This window comes from Pseudomonas sp. Lb2C2 (assembly GCF_052112205.1).
GTDB lineage: Bacteria > Pseudomonadota > Gammaproteobacteria > Pseudomonadales > Pseudomonadaceae > Aquipseudomonas > Aquipseudomonas kilonensis.
The window spans coordinates 188259-204132 of the sequence record NZ_JAUTYW010000001.1 but is presented as its reverse complement, the minus strand read 5'-3'; the positions used below and the strand labels follow the sequence as shown (position 1 = coordinate 204132).

Annotated in this window: 15 protein-coding genes; 5 read left to right on the top strand and 10 right to left on the bottom strand. The window is 63.8% G+C overall.

What is annotated here, in order from left to right; all coding sequences use genetic code 11:
• Positions 1-12: 12 nt before the first annotated feature.
• The 5 genes from Q7F16_RS00815 to Q7F16_RS00795 all read right to left on the bottom strand — a co-directional run bounded on the left by Q7F16_RS00815 (position 13) and on the right by Q7F16_RS00795 (position 5380).
• Positions 13-1077 carry a 2,3-butanediol dehydrogenase gene (locus Q7F16_RS00815; protein WP_225919188.1) on the bottom strand — a complete coding sequence of 355 codons (1065 nt, stop codon included), beginning with the start codon at positions 1075-1077 and terminating at the stop codon, positions 13-15.
• An 84-nt stretch (positions 1078-1161) separates the two neighbouring features.
• The gene (locus tag Q7F16_RS00810) at positions 1162-2274 is read right to left on the bottom strand and encodes an acetoin dehydrogenase dihydrolipoyllysine-residue acetyltransferase subunit (RefSeq protein ID WP_095961933.1); all 1113 of its coding nucleotides are present in this window, start codon (positions 2272-2274) and stop codon (positions 1162-1164) included.
• Positions 2274-3290 (bottom strand): alpha-ketoacid dehydrogenase subunit beta, encoded by a 1017-nt coding sequence (locus Q7F16_RS00805; RefSeq protein WP_014339122.1) that lies wholly within the window; start codon positions 3288-3290, stop codon positions 2274-2276. The genes Q7F16_RS00810 and Q7F16_RS00805 overlap by 1 nt, the downstream gene beginning before the upstream one ends.
• 36 nt (positions 3291-3326) lie before the next feature.
• A complete protein-coding gene (locus tag Q7F16_RS00800) occupies positions 3327-4304 on the bottom strand; it encodes a thiamine pyrophosphate-dependent dehydrogenase E1 component subunit alpha (protein ID WP_409555411.1) in 978 nt (325 codons plus the stop codon).
• Between the two features lie 2 nt (positions 4305-4306).
• Positions 4307-5380, bottom strand: coding sequence for an ATP-NAD kinase family protein (locus Q7F16_RS00795; RefSeq protein WP_409555410.1), 1074 nt, complete (start codon positions 5378-5380; stop codon positions 4307-4309).
• Positions 5381-5722: 342 nt separating this feature from the next.
• On the opposite strand from Q7F16_RS00795, the gene Q7F16_RS00790 reads away from it, so the two are divergent.
• On the top strand, positions 5723-7588 hold the full coding sequence (locus Q7F16_RS00790; protein WP_046062716.1) for a sigma-54-dependent Fis family transcriptional regulator: 1866 nt from the start codon (positions 5723-5725) through the stop codon (positions 7586-7588).
• Between the two features lie 4 nt (positions 7589-7592).
• On the opposite strand, the gene Q7F16_RS00785 is transcribed toward Q7F16_RS00790, so the two are convergent.
• The 3 genes from Q7F16_RS00785 to Q7F16_RS00775 form a co-directional block, all read right to left on the bottom strand.
• Positions 7593-7922, bottom strand: a complete 330-nt coding sequence (locus tag Q7F16_RS00785) for a hypothetical protein (protein ID WP_027911912.1) — start codon at positions 7920-7922, stop codon at positions 7593-7595.
• A 210-nt stretch (positions 7923-8132) separates the two neighbouring features.
• Positions 8133-9344 (bottom strand): cytochrome c biogenesis protein DipZ, encoded by a 1212-nt coding sequence (locus Q7F16_RS00780; protein ID WP_409555409.1) that lies wholly within the window; start codon positions 9342-9344, stop codon positions 8133-8135.
• 169 nt (positions 9345-9513) lie between these two features.
• Positions 9514-9777 (bottom strand): DUF2790 domain-containing protein, encoded by a 264-nt coding sequence (locus Q7F16_RS00775; RefSeq protein WP_409555408.1) that lies wholly within the window; start codon positions 9775-9777, stop codon positions 9514-9516.
• Positions 9778-10001: 224 nt separating this feature from the next.
• On the opposite strand from Q7F16_RS00775, the gene Q7F16_RS00770 reads away from it, so the two are divergent.
• The 4 genes from Q7F16_RS00770 (at position 10002) to Q7F16_RS00755 (ending at position 13990) form a co-directional block, all read left to right on the top strand.
• Entirely contained in the window at positions 10002-10742 is a 741-nt protein-coding gene (locus tag Q7F16_RS00770) for a response regulator (RefSeq protein WP_003202589.1), read from the top strand.
• Positions 10739-12049, top strand: coding sequence for an ATP-binding protein (locus Q7F16_RS00765; RefSeq protein WP_409555407.1), 1311 nt, complete (start codon positions 10739-10741; stop codon positions 12047-12049). Before Q7F16_RS00770 ends, Q7F16_RS00765 begins: the two co-directional genes overlap by 4 nt.
• A gap of 781 nt (positions 12050-12830) precedes the next feature.
• Positions 12831-13466 carry a ferric reductase-like transmembrane domain-containing protein gene (locus tag Q7F16_RS00760; protein ID WP_409555406.1) on the top strand — a complete coding sequence of 212 codons (636 nt, stop codon included), beginning with the start codon at positions 12831-12833 and terminating at the stop codon, positions 13464-13466.
• Positions 13467-13483: 17 nt separating this feature from the next.
• Positions 13484-13990, top strand: coding sequence for an HvfX family Cu-binding RiPP maturation protein (locus Q7F16_RS00755; protein ID WP_409555405.1), 507 nt, complete (start codon positions 13484-13486; stop codon positions 13988-13990).
• Positions 13991-14133: 143 nt separating this feature from the next.
• Here the strand turns inward: Q7F16_RS00755 and Q7F16_RS00750 are convergent, their stop codons facing one another.
• Positions 14134-14895, bottom strand: a complete 762-nt coding sequence (locus Q7F16_RS00750; protein ID WP_046062723.1) for an HvfC family RiPP maturation protein — start codon at positions 14893-14895, stop codon at positions 14134-14136.
• Complete coding sequence (locus tag Q7F16_RS00745) at positions 14888-15733, bottom strand: HvfB family MNIO-type RiPP peptide maturase (RefSeq protein WP_046062724.1); 846 nt, start codon at positions 15731-15733, stop codon at positions 14888-14890. Before Q7F16_RS00745 ends, Q7F16_RS00750 begins: the two co-directional genes overlap by 8 nt.
• Positions 15734-15874 lie beyond the last annotated feature (141 nt).

Here is a 15874-nt window from a genome sequence, read left to right as displayed (position 1 = left end):
ACCCGGGCGCTCTCAGATCCGTGCGGGAGACACGATGATCTTCACATTGTGCTCCTTGTTGTTCACCAACTCCTCGAAGCCCTGCCCGACGATCTCCTCCAACTGGATGCGCCCGGTCACCAGCGGTGAGATGTCCAGGCGTCCGTCGGCGATGAAGGCAATCACATCGGCGAACTCACCGTTGTAGGCCAGCGCGCCCAGCACTTGCTTCTCCGTGGAGACCAGCTCAAAGAAGTTGAACTCGCTCGGTTCCTCGAAAATGCCCACCAATACACACTTGCCGGCCTTGCGGATCAGGTCGATGGCCAGTTTGGCGGTGTGCTTGTTGCCGATGCATTCGAAACTGACATCGGCCCCCAGGCCAGCGGTCAGGCGGCGGACTTCGGCCAGGGCATCGCATTCGTTCGGATCGATCACATGGCTGGCCCCGACTTCCAGGGCCTTGGCCTTGCGCGCACCAGACATTTCCAGGGCGATCACCTGGGCCGCCCCGGCGGCCTTGGCGCACATGATGGTGCACAGGCCGATGGTCCCGGCACCGACCACCACCACGTTCTGGCCCAGCAGGCTGCCGGCCTTTTTCACCGCATGCATGCCCACCGCCAATGGCTCGATCAACGCACCGGCCTCGGCCGGGAAATCGGCGGGCAGTTTGTAGAGCAGGTTGGCCGGTACGTTGACCAGTTCGGCGAACGCACCGTTGTTCATCAGCCCGGTGAAGGCCAGGTTCTCGCAAATGTTGTAGAGCCCGTGGGTGCAGTAATAGCAGGTGCCGCAGTGCTGGCAGGCGTCCGCCGCCACTGGCTCGCCGACAGTGAAGCCTTCGACGCCGGCACCCAGTTCGACGATCTCGCCGCAGAACTCATGGCCGAGGATGCACTGGCCCTTGATCCCGGTCAGCGGGTGTGGCGCGTCCACCGGAATGAACACCGGCCCGGCCACGTATTCATGCAGGTCGGAGCCGCAGATGCCGCACCACTGCACGCGGATCTGCACCCAACCGGCGGGCGGCGAAACCGGCAGTGGCACGTCTTCGACGCGGATGTCGTTGCGGCCATGCCAGACGGCGGCGCGCATGCTGCGGGTCGGCTTGATTGAAACGTTCATAACGTTGCCTCCAGAATTTTGTAGGAACGACGACGCATGTCGCCGCCCGCTTGATCAGTGCTGCTCGATGAAGCCGAGGATCAGCCGGTTGACCTGCTCGGCCGCTTCCATTTGCACCATGTGGCCCTGGCCGGACAGCACCTCCACCTGGGCACTCAGCCCGTCGCTATGGGCCGCCGGGATGATCGCGTCATCGCTGCCCCAGATCACCAGGGTCGCTACGTCGCCGGCCTGCACCACTTCGCGCAGATCCACCTGTTGGCGGCCGTCGGCGAACAGCGTCGCTGACAGCTGCTGCAGCGCCGCGTCCACGCCCTCCAGGCGCTTGTACTTGAGCATGTCGTCGAGCATCTGGCGGTTGACCAATTCAGCATTGGAAAACAGTTGCACCAGCTGCGGCTTGAGGGCGTTGCGGTTGGCCGCTTCGACAAAACCTTGCAGGTAGCTGCCGTTGATCTGCGCGCCCAGCCCGGCGCTGCCGATCAAGGTCAGCGACCGGACTCGCTGGGGCATCAGGCGTGCGGCATTCAGCGACACCGCCCCACCCATGGAATGCCCCACCAGATGCACAGCGTTGATGTCCAGGTGATCGAGCAAGGCCTGCACCACGCCGCTCAGTTCGTCCAGGTCGCCGCGTTGCAGGGCTTTCGAAGATTCCCCGTGGCCCGGCAGATCCAGCGCAATGACTCGACGCCCAACCGCCAACGCCTCATGGTTGAACAACCAGTTGTTCAGGTCGCCGCCGAAACCATGCACCAGCAACAACGGCGTGCCGCCCTCGCCCCGCTCGAAATAGCGGATCACCCGGCCGTCCAATTCGACTTTCTGCGGTTTCGGCCCGCTGTCTTCATCGGCTGCGTCACCGGGGACAAAGGTCGATTGGAACTGCTCGATGACCGCGTCGATCTCGGCATCGCTGGCGTCGCCGTCGACCACGATGCCGAGCAAGGCGCCGACCGCCAGGGTTTCGTCCTGGCGGGCAATCTGGCGGCGCAGGATGCCGGAAAACGGCGCTTCGACGCTGCTGGAGATCTTGTCGGTCTCCACGTCCATCACTTCATCGCCCTTGGTGATGGCCTGGCCCTCCTCCTTGAGCCAGGCGTCGACCCGGCCCTCAGTCATCGACAAGCCCCACTTGGGCATGGTCAGGGTATGAATCTGGCTCATCAGCGCTTGCTCCACTCGATCACGTTGAGCACGGCTTGTTCGATCTTCGCCGCGTCAGGGATGTACAGGTCTTCCAGCGAGTCGGAGAACGGCACCGGGGTGTGCGGCGCGGTGACCATTTCAATCGGCGCCTTGAGCGCGCCAAAGGCTTTTTGCGCCACCAGCGCCGAAATATCGGTGGCCATGGAACAGCGTGGGTTGGCTTCGTCGATCACCACCAGGCGCCCGGTCTTCTCGACACTTTCCAGGATGCTGTCCTCGTCCAGCGGGCTGGTGGTGCGCAGATCGATGACTTCGCAGTCGATGCCACGCCCGGCCAGGCTGCGCGCCGCATCCATCGCGGTGTTGACGGTGCGCCCGTAGGACACGAGGGTCACGTCCTTGCCGTCGCGCAGGAAGTTGGCCTCGCCAAAGGGAATGGTGTAGAGCTCTTCCGGCACCTCGCCCTGCATGCTGTAGAGCAACTTGTGCTCGCAGAAGATCACCGGGTCGTTGTCGCGGATCGCCTGGATCAGCAGGCCCTTGGCGTCGTAAGGCGACGATGGGCAGACCACTTTCAGTCCCGGAATGTGCGTCCACAACGATGTGAGCATCTGCGAATGCTGGGCGGCGGCGCGCAGGCCGGCGCCGACCATGGTGCGGATCACCAGGGGGGTGGAGGCCTTGCCGCCGAACATGTAGCGAAACTTCGCCGCCTGGTTGAGGATCTGGTCCAGGCAGCACCCGGCAAAGTCGACGAACATCAGTTCGCACACCGGGCGCACGCCGCAGGTGGCGGCCCCGACCGCCGCGCCGACGTAACCGATTTCCGACAGCGGCGTGTCCAGCACGCGTCCGGGGAACTGGTCGTAAAGCCCCTTGGTAACGCCGAGCACACCGCCCCAGGCGTCGTTTTCACCGGGTGCCCCGGCACCACCGGCCACGTCCTCACCCATGATGAAGACGCTGGAGTCGCGGCGCATTTCCTGGGCCAGGGCCTCGTTGATTGCCTGCTGATAGCTGATTTTTCTCGCCATGATGGGATTCTCTATTGTTGTTATTCAGGAGGGCGTTCAGGGATAGCTGACGTAGACGTCGGTCAGCAGGTCCGCCGCGGTGGGCTTGGGATCGGATTTGGCCTTGCTCACGGCGTTTTCAATCAACATGTCCACTTCCTTGTCGATCTGGTCCAACTGCTCGACGGTGAGCAAGCCGGCCCGGGTGGTGCGCTCGCGGAACTGCATCAGGCAGTCCTGGTTCTCGCGAAAATGCTTGACCTCGTCGGGCGCCCGATAGGTTTGGGCGTCGCCCTCGAAGTGACCGTAGTAGCGGGTCAGCTTGACCTCGATCAGCGACGGCCCTTCCCCGGCACGGGCGCGTTCGACGGCGGCCCCCGCGGCCTCATGCACGGCAAAGAAGTCAAAGCCATCCACCGTCACCCCGGGCATGCCGAACCCGGCCGCACGGTCGGCGATGTGATCGCAGGCCACCGACCAATTGGAAGCGGTGGCTTCGGCGTAGCCGTTGTTTTCGGCGATGAACAGGCACGGCAGGTTCCACACCGAGGCCATGTTCATGGCTTCGAACACCGCGCCCTCGTTGGAGCCGCCGTCGCCGAAAAACACCACGGCAACGCTGTCGGTGCCCTTGAGCCGGGCCGCCAGCGCGGCGCCCACCACCAGCGGCGCGCCGGCACCGACGATGCCATTGGCACCGAGCATGCCTTTTTCGAAATCGGCGATGTGCATCGAACCGCCCTTGCCTTGGCAGACGCCGGTTTTCTTGCCATAGATTTCGGCCATCATCCCGTAGACATCCACGCCCTTGGCGATGCAATGGCCGTGACCACGGTGGTTGGACGCGATGCAATCGTCATCGCCCAGGTGGGCCATGACGCCGGCGGCCGAGGCTTCTTCGCCGGCATACAGGTGGACGAAACCGGGAATCTCGCCGGTAGCGAACTCCACGTGCAGGCGCTCTTCGAAGGCGCGGATGGTGCGCATCACCTGGTAGGCGTGCAGCAGTTGATCGTGGGTGAGCGGTGTCGACATTTTTATTCTCCTGGGGTGTCTTCTTGAAGATTCAGAGGGTGTTGCGGGTGTTCGCGGCCGATGGCCAGCAAACGCTGTTGCGCGGCGTAGGCCAGCACCGCGTTGACGTCGATGCTCAGCGGGCCGCCGGCATCGAGGGTGACCGTGGGCCGGTCCTGCGCGTTGAATTCGATTTCCCGCTCGCCATCCAGGGCCAGGGTGCCGCTGGAGAGCGACAGGCCGTGGGGGACGCCAGGTTCCAGGGGCCCGGCAGCGAGCACGCCACAGCCTTGCAGCAACCCTGGCGCAAGCGGCACCAGCAGCGCTTCGGGGGATTGCGGGTCCAGGCGCATCCAGGCGCCACCCGGTGCCTGGCGCGACACCGGAAACCACAAGCCGCACAGCGCCGACAGGCCAATGGATTGCGGTTCGGCGAAGGTCACGAAGACTTCGGCCAGGTCCTGTGCGCGACTGATCGCCCGGGCGCCGACAAAGCGCAGCGGCGACACGGCGACGTCCACCAGGGCGACTTCGCGCAAGCCACGTCCGGCATCACAGACCAACAAGCGTTTGTTGCGGCGCAAGCCGATCGAGCCCGGCACCCGGCCACTGGCGTACAACCCGCCGGCCAAGCCGGCACTGGTGGCTTCGCGCAGTTCGGGAAAGGCGTTGTTGGTGCCGGTGGACAGGGTCAGCAACGGGATGTCCCCCACTTCGGCGGCCACCGCCTTGTGGGTGCCGTCGCCGCCAAGCACGGCGATCAGCGCCACCTCGCGCTCGGCCATCAGGCGTGCGGCCCGGCGGGTGTCTTCGACGGTCTGGCGCAGGGTCAGCTCGAGAAACTCCAGGGCCGGCCAGTGGCTGCTGCGGGCCTGGCGGCTGTGGCTGTTCTTCAGCACCGCGGCGGCCATGCCAATCATGTCGGTGGGCATCAACACCTGTTCGATGCCGGTGGCGCCGAAAGCGGCCAGCAGGCGCTGGATCACCGAGACCTTGTCAGTGCTGGAAAACAGCCCGGCATTGGCGGTCAGGCGCCGCACGTCACGGCCCGATGCGGGGTTGGCGATGATGCCCACGGTCAGTGGCCGGCGACTCATGACGCCACCGTGGAGGGGGCAGGCACACGGCCTGGGCAGGAAACCATAGACACCTCGTTGTTATTATTGGATGACCCGTCGAGCGGGCTCCAGAGGTAGAGCAAGGGCGGTGCCAGTTGTGAAAAAAACCTGCTCAAAGCCCGGGCCAGAGCGGCCCCCATGGGATTTTCGATGAAGCGAACCGAGCCCCGGTGAGACGCCCCATGTCAGCCTGCACGACGTTTCGGCGAGACTCTGAGACGTGGCGTCTCACTCCGCCCGAAGAACCCGTCGAGCTTGTCTGCACCCGGCGAACGGCGCTTAATGTGCGCACAACGATAAGAAGCTGAATCGGAGGCCCCTATGCTTTCCGCTCACTCCCGGGCGCACGTGGATTGCGTCAGCCGCGTGGTGAAAAACGCGAACCAGTTGCCACAACTGCCCGTCCCGGACCTGATCCTCGACTCCTGGCGCCGGTCCATGGAGCAACATCACCTGGACCCCGGTTCGCTGCAGGGCCCGCGCATCCTGTCCCAGGACGTGCTCAAGCAATGCCGTGAGCGCTCCGAGCTGTTCCTCAATATCGCCAGCGAAGAAGTGGCCCGCCTCCATGGCCGGGTCCGCGATGCCGACTACTGCGTGCTACTGACCGATGCCCAGGGCCAGACCATCGACTATCGGGTGGAAACCACGATTCGCAATGACTGCCGCAAGGCCGGGCTGTACCTGGGCACCTGTTGGTCGGAGGGCGAGGAAGGCACCTGCGGCGTGGCGGCGGTGCTCACGGCCAAGGCCCCGGTGACGGTGCACAAGCGCGACCATTTCCGGGCGGCGTTCATTGGCCTGACCTGCTCCGCCGCACCGGTCTTCGATCCCCAGGGCGAATTGCTCGGGGTGCTGGACGTCTCGGCGGTGCGCTCGCCGGATGATCGGCGCTCGCAGCACCTGATCCGGCAAATGGTGGTGCAGAGCGCCCGGGAGATCGAACAGGCGTTTTTCATGAGCAGCGCCCAGGGTTACTGGGTGCTGCGGGCCCATCGCAACGCCGGCTACGTCGACAGCCAGCCGGACTTCCTGTTCGCCTGGGACGACGACGGTTGCCTGCAAGCCTTGAACCCGGCCGCCCGCCAGTACCTGCTGCAACATTACGGACAGTTGCCGCAACACATCGGCCAGGTGTTCGACCAGCAGCTGCTGCACCGTGCCCGGGACGAAAGCCTCTGCTCGCTCGATCACGCCATGCACGGGCGCTTGAGCGCGCCACGCCAGCGGGCCAGTTCACGTTCGCGGGTGGCGATGACCCCGCTGGAAATCGATCCACGCCTGGCCGACAGCCTGCGCCTGGCGGTGCGGGTCAAGGATCGCAACCTGCCGGTGCTGATCCAGGGCGAAACCGGTTCCGGCAAGGAAGTGTTCGCCCGTCAGTTGCACCAGGCCAGCCAGCGCCGTGATCGCCCTTTCGTGGCGTTGAACTGCGCCGCCATTCCCGAAAGCCTGATCGAAAGCGAATTGTTCGGCTACGTCGCCGGCGCCTTCACCGGCGCCTCGGCCAAGGGCATGCAGGGCCTGTTGCAACAGGCCGATGGCGGCACCTTGTTCCTGGATGAAATCGGCGACATGCCGCTGGCCTTGCAGACCCGCCTGCTACGCGTATTGGCCGAGGGTGAAGTGGCGCCACTGGGCGCGTCCCGTCGCAAGGCCGTGGACATCCAGGTGATCTGCGCCACCCACCGCGACCTGGAGACCCTGGTGGCCGCCGGCGAGTTTCGCGAGGATTTGTATTTCCGCCTGGGCGGCGCGCGCTTCCAACTGCCACCGTTGCGCGAACGCAGCGACCGGCTGGCGTTGATCAATCGAATTCTTGCCGAGGAGTCGACGCTGTGCGGGGCAACCGTGCAATTGAGCAGCGCGGCCTTGGAATGCCTGCTCGGCTATCACTGGCCGGGCAATGTGCGCCAGTTGCGCCATGTGCTGCGCTATGCGTGCGCAGTGTGCGAAGCCAGCGTGGTCCAGCTCAGCCACCTGCCCGAGTCAATGCACCGCGCGGACGCCACCGATCACGGGCCGGAACCGAGCGCCAGCCCGGAACGCCAGGCACTGCTCGATGCCTTGGTGCGCCACCGCTGGAAACCCACCGCCGCCGCCCGGGCCCTGGGCATTTCCCGGGCGACCCTGTATCGACGAGTAAACCTGCATGGCATCGAAATGCCAGGCCGCAGCCCGGCCTGAGGGCCTAGCGTCGCGCCAGCTCATGGCGAACACACTGTTCGTAGTAGGTCTGCTTGACCGCGACCGGCTTGAGGCGCGAAGCGCTGTTGTAGGTCTGTTCGGTAATGCCCAAGGCGGTCATGCGCATCCAGGGCCGGGGAAACTTGCGCACTTGCAGCTTCTTGCGCGCGCCGTACAGGCTGACGCCGGAAAGCTTCGAAGCTTGCGCCCCCGCCGCGATATCCGAACCCCAGCGGCACACCGACTGCTGGTTTTGCGTCAGCGCCCTGGCCTGGGCCTCGAGCGAGACGGCGGCCAGGAGAAACGTCGCCACGACCCACATAGAAATACGCATAGGTTTGTCGCCCAACTTTCTGAAAGGAAAGAAGTTTGACCTTATGCAAATGAGCAAGGGGCCAGCATTTGCACATGACCCCTGTGGCTATGCCTTCGCCAACTACAATATCTGCCTCAAGCGATATTCCATTCTAGAAACAGATAGAGGTTATTTAGTTAACACCATGAAATTAAACTAATTTTATTTGATACCTATCCCTCACCACGCTCATTGCCCTGCCTTCGCCTCCTGCAACAATTGCTGGATCACCTGCTCCTGCTCGTCATAGCGTCCTTCGCCAAAATGGCTGTAGCGCACCTGCCCCTTGGCATCGATGAAGTAATGAGCCGGCCAGTACTGATTGTTGAAGGCACGCCAGATCGCATACTGATTGTCGATCGCCACCGGGTAGTGGATGTCCAGCTTGCGCACCTGCTCGCGCACGTTGTCGATGATCTTCTCGTAGCCGTACTCCGGGGTGTGGACACCGATCACCACCAATCCGTCCTTTTCATACTTCTTCGCCCAACCGTTCACATAGGGCAAAGTGTGCTGGCAGTTGATGCAGTCGTAGGTCCAGAAGTCCACCAGCACCACCTTGCCCTTGAGTGATTCGCTGCTCAGAGGGGGCGAGTTCAGCCATTGCACCGCGCCGTCCAACGCAGGCATGGTGCCCTGGGATTCGAGGGCCGGCATGGAACTTGCGCCAGCCTTGCTCACCACATAGTCGATGGCCTTGGGCACGTTCTCCAGCAGGCTTTTTTCCAGGCTGGCCGATTGTTGGGAGGAAGTCGCCGCCAACAAGCGGTCATCCGCCCCGGTGCCAATCGCCACGGCCGCCAGCAACACCACCGCTCCCGTTCCCCGGCGCAGCCAGGTGGTGATCGGCAGCGAGAGTTTCAAGCGTCCGACCAGTCCGCGCCCGGCCAGGATCAGTGTCCCCAGGGACAAGGCACTGCCCAGGCCGTAGGCGAGCAACAGCAGGCTGGTTTGTGCGCTGGCGCCTTGCAGCATGGCCCCGGTCAGGATCACCCCGAGTATCGGGCCGGCGCACGGTGCCCAGAGCAGCCCCGTGGCGACCCCGATCAGCACTGACGCCACTGGCCCGGCCATCCGCCCCGCCCCGGCGTCCAGGCGATTGCCCAGGCTGACCAGCGGCCGCGCCAGCCAGGTGCCGACCCGACTGAAGATCAGCGACAAGGCAAACACCACCATCACCACCAAAGCAACTTGCCGGCCGACGCTGCTGGCGCGCAGCACCCACTCACTGCTGACCACCGCCAGGCTGGAGACCAGGGCAAACGTCAGCACCATGCCGCCAAGGGTCAGCAGCACCGAGCCACGGGAGCGATCGGCCCGGGCGAACAGAAACGGCACCACCGGAAGAATGCAGGGGCTGAGGATCGTCAGGATCCCGCCGAGAAAAGCGATCAGAAGCATGGCAACACCTCAAAATAAAAAGCTGACATAGACCCTGTGGCGAGGGAGCTTGCTCCCGCTGGGGCGCGAAGCGGCCCTCTTTATTTTTCTGAAGCATCCAGTTGTCAGGTCGATTTCGGGGGCTGCTTCGCAGCCCAGCGGGAGCAAGCTCCCTCGCCACAAAAACAGGTCAGTTCTGGTTGCTGCAGTTATCGGAAAGCTTGCGATAGTCCAGCGCCTGCTTGTGGCCTGCCGAATCCAGGTAGGTCATCTGGGCGTTGACCACGCCGCAGGTCGGCTCGGTGTCTTCGCTAAGGGACAGCACCTTCTGGATGTCCAGGTTGGTGCCGTAGGTGTAGGTGTGCGCTTGCACGTTGCTTTCGGCCCGGGCCGACAGGGTGCAGATGTTCAGCGCGGCGAAAAGGCAGGCGGCGTAGATGGCTTTGGTGTTCATGGCGACTCCTCGATTCAATGGGGGTTATCTGCCGAGGCCTGTTGTGTTGCCTCGATGGGTGCCATTGAATGCCGCGCAGGTATCGCGTCTGTATCGAGCCAGGTGGCTTTTTGCATCGCTGTGTATCCGTCGCGCGCCAGATACACTGCAATACAAACCGCCGCGAGCCGGGCCGGCCGGCGCCTGTAGACTGCTCACAACGAAACGCCGAGGAGCTGGACACCATGGATCATGTCGATCACGTGTTGATAGTGGATGACGATCGCGAGATCAGAGAACTGGTTGGCAACTACCTGAAAAAGAACGGTCTGCGCACCACTGTCGTTGCCGATGGCCGGCAAATGCGCGCCTTCCTGGAAACCACTCCGGTGGACCTGATCGTGCTGGACATCATGATGCCCGGCGACGACGGCCTGGTGCTGTGCCGGGAGCTGCGTGCCGGCAAGCACAAGGCCACGCCGGTGCTGATGCTCACCGCGCGCAACGACGAAACCGACCGCATCATCGGCCTGGAAATGGGCGCCGACGATTACCTGGTCAAGCCCTTCGCCGCCCGTGAGCTGCTGGCCCGCATCAATGCCGTGCTGCGCCGCACCCGCATGCTGCCGCCCAACCTGGTGGTCACCGAGAGCGGTCGCCTGCTGGCTTTCGGACGCTGGCGCCTGGACACCACCGCCCGTCACCTGCTGGACACCGACGGCACCATGGTTGCCTTGAGCGGCGCCGAATATCGTTTGTTGCGGGTATTCCTCGACCATCCGCAACGGGTGCTCAACCGCGACCAGCTGCTTAACCTCACCCAGGGCCGGGACGCCGACCTGTTCGATCGCTCCATCGATTTGCTGGTCAGCCGTCTGCGCCAGCGCCTGCTGGATGATGCCCGGGAGCCGGCCTACATCAAGACCGTGCGCAGCGAAGGCTACGTGTTCTCGCTGCCGGTGGAGATCCTCGAGGCCTCGGTATGAGCCTGTCGTTGCGCTGGCCGCGTACGCTAGCCTCGAGGCTGTCGCTGATCTTCCTGATCGGCCTGATCCTGGCCCAGGGGCTATCCTTCGGCGTCCAGTACTACGAGCGCTACCAGAGCGCCAAGTCGACCATGCTTGGCAACCTGGAAACCGACGTCTCGACCTCGGTCGCCATTCTTGACCGCCTGCCTGCCGCCGAACGCCAGGCCTGGCTGCCGAAACTCGCCCGGCGCAACTATGGCTACCTGCTCGACGAAGGCCAGCCCGGGCAACCGATGGACCTTGCCGACGCGCCGATCTCGGTCAGTTCGATCCAGGAAGCCATCGGCCAGGCCTATGGCCTGACGTTCAAGCAGATTCCCGGGCCGAAAATGCACTATCAGGCACACCTGCGCCTGGCGGACGGCAGCCCCCTGACCATCGACGTGCGCCCGGCGATGATGCCCCTCTCCCCCTGGTTGCCGATGGTGTTGCTGGGGCAGTTGGCGTTGTTGATCGGCTGCACCTGGCTGGCCGTGCGTATCGCCGTCGGTCCCCTGACCCGGCTGGCCCAGGCGGTGGAAACCCTCGATCCGAACGCCCACGGCGTGCGTCTGGACGAAAAAGGCCCGACCGAAGTGGTGCATGCCGCCAAAGCGTTCAACGCCATGCAGGACCGCATCGCTGCCTACCTCAAGGAGCGCATGCAGTTGCTGGCGGCGATTTCCCACGACTTGCAGACCCCTATCACGCGTATGAAGCTGCGCGCCGAATTCATGGACGAGGGGATCGAGAAGGACAAGCTGTGGAGCGACTTGAGCGAAATGGAGCACCTGGTGCGTGAAGGCGTGGCCTATGCCCGCAGCATCCACGGCGCCACCGAGGCCAGTTGCCGGATCAGCCTGGATGCGTTCCTCGACAGCCTGGTGTTCGACTACCAGGACACTGGCAAGGATGTGCAACTGTCCGGGAAAAACGCTGCGGTCATCGACACCCGCCCCCATGCCCTGCGGCGGGTGCTGGTCAATCTGGTGGACAACGCCTTGAAATTTGGCGGCGCGGCGCAGATCCAGGTGCAACTCGCCGACAACGGGCAATTGGCGATCCAGGTCCTGGACCGCGGCCCCGGGATCAACGAACAGGAACTGGCCGAGGTGCTCAAGCCGTTCTACCGGGTGGAAAGCTCACGCAACCGGGAAACCGGCGGCACCGGCCTGGGCTTGGCCATCGCCCAGCAACTGGCGATCGCCATGGGCGGCTCACTGACCCTGAGCAACCGCGACGGCGGCGGCCTGTGCGCCGAGTTGCGCCTGGCATTCGCAAGCTGACACGGCCCTTGTGGGAGCGGGCTTGCTCGCGATGGCGGCCTGACTGTCGGCTAGGATGTTGTTGATTGAGTACATATCCATTGCTGTGGTAACGGCGGCTTAGGGTTCCGCCCTGACGGCGGCTCACTTTTGAAAAGCGCAAAAGTAAGCAAAACGCTTTTGCCCCACCACTCGGCACCTCGCTTAGGCTCGGTGTGCCCTCACTCCGGCATTGCTCCGTGGGCCCGCCGCGAAGGGCCATCCATGGCCCAGCGCGGCTATCCCGGCATCCATGCCGGGATGCCCACTCCACAATGCCTGCGTTCGGCCATCGTGGTTAACGGGGCGCCCGAGATCAACGTCCGCCCCGAGGCGGCCTAGTAGCCGACCTGGTTCTCCCGGTCGTACACCCATCAGATCTGTTTGAGCAGGACCTGTGGGAGCAAAGCTTGCTCGCGAAGACAGCTGCAAATTCAACACAAATATGGATGCCTTACCCAATCCCCCTGTGGGAGCGAGCTTGCTCGCGATGGCGGTGTATCTGCCAGCACCTGTTCAACTGACCTGACGCCATCGCGAGCAAGCTCGCTCCCACAGGGGTTGGGGGTTGGGGGTTGGGGGTTGGGGGTTGGGTATTGGATTTGGATGCGGTTTTGTATGGCAGTGTGTCTGCGGATGATCGGCATACACAAACTTGCACAATGCTGCGTGGCGGACACACCCCGCTTACACCTGTTTGAAAGACTCCCCCCTGTTCCCGGCTGCTGTCACGACCGGGTCTCACCATCCAAGGAGCCTTTACATGCCTAACGCAACTGCATCCCCCTTTCGTTATCAGGGCTGGTCGCTGTTCAGCCTGCTCGCCGCCCTGGTGCTGTTGATGACCGGGTTGATCCTGGTGCTCAACCCGGACCTGACCGAAGGCGTACGCAGCGCCATTCGCGCCACGGCGCGTTCGTCCTTTATCTTGTTCCTGCTGGCCTTCACCGCCTCGGCATTCGCGGTGCTGGTGCCCTCGCCCCTGAGCCGGTCCCTGGTGCGCGAACGGCGCCTCATCGGGCTGGCCTTTGCTTTTTCCCATCTGGTCCATGCCGTGCTGATCTACAGCTACGGCCAGCTCAATCCCGAGTTCTGGCCCGGCCGCACCACTCTCGGCAACGTGCCCGGCACCGTGGGCTACGTGTTCATCCTGTTGCTGGCGCTGACCTCGTTCAAAAGCACCACGCGCCTGATCGGTTTCCAGGCCTGGAAGCGCCTGCACGTCACCGGCATGTGGGTGCTGGCGGCGATCTTTGCCTATTCCAACTTCAAACGCATCCCCATGAGCGCCTGGTATGTGCTGCCCTTCGGCCTGATCTGCGCCGCCACCGCCATCCGCCTGGTGGGCAAGCTGGCCCAGGCCACCCAGCGACGCCAACGGCCGCCACACGCGGCTTGAGCCCAGGGGAATCGATCATGTATTCAAATGCCTTGAAAACACTGCACCTTCATCTCGATCACGCAGGTGCATGGCTCGCGCCGCTGGGCCTGCGCCTGTTCCTGGCCTGGGAGTTCTTCGAGTCCGGCCTGGAGAAATGGAACGGCGAGAACTGGTTCGCCGAGATCCAGTCCGCCTTCCCGTTCCCCTTCAACCATGTGCCGGCCCAGTGGAATTGGGAACTGGCGATGTGGGCCGAACTGATCGGCGCCATCGCCCTGTTGATCGGCTTGGGTACGCGCCTGTCGGCGCTGGTGCTGATCGTCGTCACCGTGGTGGCGACCGCCGCCGTGCACTGGCCGGCGGATTGGTCAAGCTTGAGCGAACTGGCCCAGGGCTATGGGATTACCAACAAGGGACATGGCAACTTCAAGCTGCCGTTGATCTACCTGGTGGCGTTGCTGCCGTTGCTGTTGCAGGGGGCTGGGAAGTTGAGCGTGGATGCGCTGCTGAAGATCGGTGTGCACCCGCGAAACAAGGCCTGACAAAAATCCCTTGTGGGAGCGTGCTTGCTGTGGGAGCAAAGCTTGCCCGCGATACAGACGACTCGGTCAATCAGTCAGACCGAGGGTGGCCCATCGCGAGCAAGCTTTGCTCCCACAGCAGGCCCTCACAGGGGTTGGCATTTTCAATGGGCAGATAACTGTTGTACGCCAACAACCCCTTCGTCCTGCATCTGCCGCAGCAGCGCCACCGCGCTGTCCATGAACGCGGATGAATCCACCCCCGCCTCCCGCGCCAACGCCAGCAACTGCCCTCGCCCCGCCAACCCGGGATATTCCTCGATACGCTGCAAAAGCCGCCAGGCCAACGGACTGAGTTCGGAAAAGCGCACAGCAAACCCAGGTGTTCGCCGCACCAGCAGCAGCGTCGGTTGGGCCGGTGGCGTCAAGGGCTGGTAGCTCGGCGCCAGGCGATGCACCGGCCACTGGTACGCCAGCGGCCAGGCCAGGGGCGAGACGCGCAGCGGCTGGTCGAGCCAGGAGGCCTCGTCATGGGTCGGCAACGGCTCGGCCGGAGATTGCAGTAATGCCATCTCGACCCATTCGTAATGCGCCAGCTCTGCCGCAAACGGTGGCCAGTCCGGCGACGCGTGGGTCGCGAGGTAGCCGACGAATTCCTCGGCGATTTCACCGAACCGGGGGGTGGCACAGCGATGTTCGCGCAGGAAGCGGCGCACGCAGGCACGCCAGGGGGCCTGCCCCAACACGCTCACCAGCACCGGGAAGGTGCCGCTGAGCAACGAGCGCATGTTCTCGAAAATCAGGTCGCGGTACACCTGCGCCCGCGCCGCGTCCATGCCGGCCGGGACCGGGCAGTGTTCAGGGTCGCGCAGGTAACGGGTCAGCGCCTGTTGCTGCTGATGCAGTGTCTGCCGGGGCTCAGCCATGGATCACCGCCTGCCGGGTAACGGTTTGGTGTTGCAACTGGCGAATGGTCTGCAATTCGCCCACCAGCGCGGCATAGGGCGGAAAGTTGAAGTCCCGTTCGAGCAAGGTCGGCTGCGCGCCAAAATGCGCGTAGGCCTGGGCCAGCAGCGCCCAGACCAGCGGCTTGACCGGCGCGCCATGGCTGTCGATTTTCAGCGTGTCGGATTCGTCGTAATGCCCGGCCACATGCATCGCGACCACCCGCCCCGGTTCAAGGCCCACCAGGAATGCCTGGGGATCGAAGCCGTGATTGATCGAGTTGACGTAGACATTATTGACGTCCAGCAACAGGTCGCAATCGGCTTCGCGCAACACTGCCCGGGTGAATTCGAGCTCGCTCATGTCCTGCCGGGGCGCGGCGTAATAGGAGACGTTTTCCACCGCCAGGCGGCGCCCCAGCACATCCTGGGCCTGACGGATCCGCGCTGCCACGTGATGCACTGCTTCTTCGGTAAAGGGCAGCGGCAAGAGGTCATACAAATGCCCTTCATCACCGCAGTAGCTCAAGTGCTCGCTGTACAACGGCACGTCGAAACGCTCAAGAAAAGCGCGCACCTGCGCGAGAAACGCCAGGTCCAGAGGCGCCGGCCCACCCAGGGACAACGACAGGCCATGGCACGTCAACGGATAACGTTCGGCCAGCCAATGCAAGGCGGCGCCATGGGCACCGCCGATTCCGATCCAGTTTTCCGGGGCGACTTCGAGAAAGTCGAAATCCCCCGCCGGCGCCTGGCGCAACTCATCGAGCAAGGCCCGGCGCAGGCCGAGGCCTGTTGAGGGTTGGGGTAAATTCAACATGACACATCTCCTGGGGAAACGAGATGTGGTGAGCCTCATGAGACGATTAATCGCACGATAGAAAACCGAACACCCGTGGCGAGGGAGCTTGCTCCTGCTGGGTCGCGCAGCGGCCCCAGTGTTTTGGGCCTGCTACGCAGT

Bases quoted from the DNA above. Each gene is read 5' to 3' on its own strand.
- Q7F16_RS00815 (WP_225919188.1), bottom strand. From the start codon at position 1,077: ATGCGCGCCGCCGTCTGGCATGGCCGCAACGACATCCGCGTCGAAGAC.
- Q7F16_RS00810 (WP_095961933.1), bottom strand. From the start codon at position 2,274: ATGAGCCAGATTCATACCCTGACCATGCCCAAGTGGGGCTTGTCGATG.
- Q7F16_RS00805 (WP_014339122.1), bottom strand. From the start codon at position 3,290: ATGGCGAGAAAAATCAGCTATCAGCAGGCAATCAACGAGGCCCTGGCC.
- Q7F16_RS00800 (WP_409555411.1), bottom strand. From the start codon at position 4,304: ATGTCGACACCGCTCACCCACGATCAACTGCTGCACGCCTACCAGGTG.
- Q7F16_RS00795 (WP_409555410.1), bottom strand. From the start codon at position 5,380: ATGAGTCGCCGGCCACTGACCGTGGGCATCATCGCCAACCCCGCATCG.
- Q7F16_RS00790 (WP_046062716.1), top strand. From the start codon at position 5,723: ATGCTTTCCGCTCACTCCCGGGCGCACGTGGATTGCGTCAGCCGCGTG.
- Q7F16_RS00785 (WP_027911912.1), bottom strand. From the start codon at position 7,922: ATGCGTATTTCTATGTGGGTCGTGGCGACGTTTCTCCTGGCCGCCGTC.
- Q7F16_RS00780 (WP_409555409.1), bottom strand. From the start codon at position 9,344: ATGCTTCTGATCGCTTTTCTCGGCGGGATCCTGACGATCCTCAGCCCC.
- Q7F16_RS00775 (WP_409555408.1), bottom strand. From the start codon at position 9,777: ATGAACACCAAAGCCATCTACGCCGCCTGCCTTTTCGCCGCGCTGAAC.
- Q7F16_RS00770 (WP_003202589.1), top strand. From the start codon at position 10,002: ATGGATCATGTCGATCACGTGTTGATAGTGGATGACGATCGCGAGATC.
- Q7F16_RS00765 (WP_409555407.1), top strand. From the start codon at position 10,739: ATGAGCCTGTCGTTGCGCTGGCCGCGTACGCTAGCCTCGAGGCTGTCG.
- Q7F16_RS00760 (WP_409555406.1), top strand. From the start codon at position 12,831: ATGCCTAACGCAACTGCATCCCCCTTTCGTTATCAGGGCTGGTCGCTG.
- Q7F16_RS00755 (WP_409555405.1), top strand. From the start codon at position 13,484: ATGTATTCAAATGCCTTGAAAACACTGCACCTTCATCTCGATCACGCA.
- Q7F16_RS00750 (WP_046062723.1), bottom strand. From the start codon at position 14,895: ATGGCTGAGCCCCGGCAGACACTGCATCAGCAGCAACAGGCGCTGACC.
- Q7F16_RS00745 (WP_046062724.1), bottom strand. From the start codon at position 15,733: ATGTTGAATTTACCCCAACCCTCAACAGGCCTCGGCCTGCGCCGGGCC.